Raw genomic sequence first — 1,985 nt, 5'->3', positions numbered from 1 at the left:
GCGGTCCTGCTGCAACCGGTCATACTGCGCACGACTCGCGCCAGACAGATCGTCCGGACGCGTCGCCGCAAGTGCAGGCATTGGAGCCGTCACTATGCCTACAAATGCAATAACGGCTATGAGCGGCTTCATCCGCATCGTTGGAATATCTCCACGCCGCCCGATCCGCGGGCCCTGTCATCCCAGGAAAGGCGCTGTGTCGCGGCATTGAAGGTGAAATGGGCGTTTGAACCTACTGCATCAACTGGCTCGACCCCTTCCACGTACAAGGTGCCTCCTTCGGCCTTGATGATGCTGCCAAGGAACCGATAGGGCTCTACGCCCGCTGGCGTCTTCACCGTTTCTGCCACCAACGAGGCATCGTCACCCCGCCGGATGATCCCGATTTTCCAGACAACTTCGCAGGCCGGTTCCAGATCGCCCCATTGCCCCCCGATGTCCTCAAGGATTGGTGGATCGTCAGGAAATTTCGCTTTTAGCCAGTCTTTGAGGTCTTCGACCTTTTTACCATTATCTGTAGTAATCGCGATTATCTGATCGGAAGACTTGTCGAAAATGGTGGCTATGCCCGCAACAAATCCCGCAGCGCTGAGCATCTGAAAGGCAATCTGCGCCAGCACTTTCGGACGCCGCAGATGGTTCCAGGTCCAGGCCCCCTTCGGCGGAATGATCTCACTGGTTGCAAGCGCCGTGACCAGAAACAGCACGGCAAGGCCAATCAGGAACAGGCGAGGCAGGTTGCCGACGGCCACGCCTGCCGGACCCTCAATGCCGAAGGTCTCCAGCGGCGTATCACCGATTGAGATCCAGAAGATGACGCCGAGATAGACGAGGGTCAGGGCGGCGATGATCGAGAACAGCTTCGGGCTGATCGGGCGCTGCTTTTCGGATGCTTCGACGCGCGATTTCGGCACGGATCGCCTGCTGGATTTTAAAGCCATTCATACCTCGTTAGCAGAAGCATATTCGCGAAGATGAGCATGGTCACGGCGCGTGCCACTGGGTCAAGAATGTTGTTGCCCGAAGACTTTTCTTCACCTGCTCTGCATAGTAAGTCGCACCCGATCCGCTGAACACCCGTAGCGCAGCTTCAAAAGCTTCCGCCGATCGGGCCAGCAAGGCCAGCCCCGCCTCGCCGTTGGTGCGTGCTCCCAGCGCCTGAAGCGCGTTGCCGAGGTTAAATTGTTCAGCAGCCCAATCGACGGGACTTGTCGTTGCGCTGTGGACCCGCAGCGCGGCTTCATGAGCTTCTGCCGCGCGGACCAGAAAGGGCATCCCCGCATCGCAACAGATGCTGTTGCCCTGCTGCAGGAGCGCGTTGCCGAGGTTTTGCTTGGCTTTGGCCCACTGAACTGGGCTGTTCGCTTCGGTATAGACCCGCAGCGCGGCTTCATAAGCTTCCACCGCGCGCGCCAGCAGGGCGAGCCCCGCCTCGCCGCCGGTGCGCTTCCCTTGCGTCTGGAGCACATTGCCGAGGTTGTTCTGGGTCATGGCCCAATCCACCGGGCTGGTCGCTTCGGTTCGGACCCGCAGCGCGGCTTCATGGGCCGCTACCGCGCGCGCCAGCAAGGCGAGCCCCGCCTCGCCGCCGGTGCGTGCTGCCTGGAACGTGAGCGCATTACCGAGATCGTTCTGGGTACTGCCCCACTGGAACGGGCTGTTCGCTTCGGTATAGACCCGCAGCGCGGCCTCATAGGCTTCCACCGATCGGGCCAGCAAGGCGAGCCCCGCCTCACCGTCGGTGCGCTCCCCTTGCATCTGGAGCACGAGGCCAAGGTTGTTCTGGGTCACGGCCCACTCTTGGCTGAGTTCCGGGTACATCGGCAGGGCGCGGTCGCGGTAGAGTGTAACGGCCCGCTCCAGCGCTTCGGGGGCGCCAAATCTTGCGCCATATTCGTATCGTTCAGCTGCCGCCGCGCTGATCTGTTCCCATTGGGCGCGCTTGCCTGCTACTTCCAGCCGGGCACGCATCTCTTCTCCCGCAG

At 61.4% G+C, this 1,985-nt stretch carries 2 protein-coding genes; both read right to left on the bottom strand.

Annotation, left to right across the window (positions count from 1 at the left end; all coding sequences use genetic code 11):
- Window positions 1-128: 128 nt before the first annotated feature.
- Window positions 129-941: a hypothetical protein gene (locus MTR64_RS21205; RefSeq protein WP_243996566.1), complete on the bottom strand. Its 813-nt coding sequence runs from the start codon at window positions 939-941 to the stop codon at window positions 129-131.
- Window positions 942-984: 43 nt separating this feature from the next.
- Window positions 985-1,985, bottom strand: a 1,001-nt coding sequence (locus MTR64_RS21200) for a hypothetical protein (RefSeq protein WP_243996564.1), incomplete at its 5' end; no start/stop codon positions are given.

Source organism: Novosphingobium album (ex Hu et al. 2023) (genome assembly GCF_022832385.1).
Taxonomy (GTDB): domain Bacteria; phylum Pseudomonadota; class Alphaproteobacteria; order Sphingomonadales; family Sphingomonadaceae; genus Novosphingobium; species Novosphingobium album.
The sequence above is the reverse complement of the archived record's forward strand: the minus strand, read 5'-3'. Positions and strand labels throughout refer to the sequence as shown.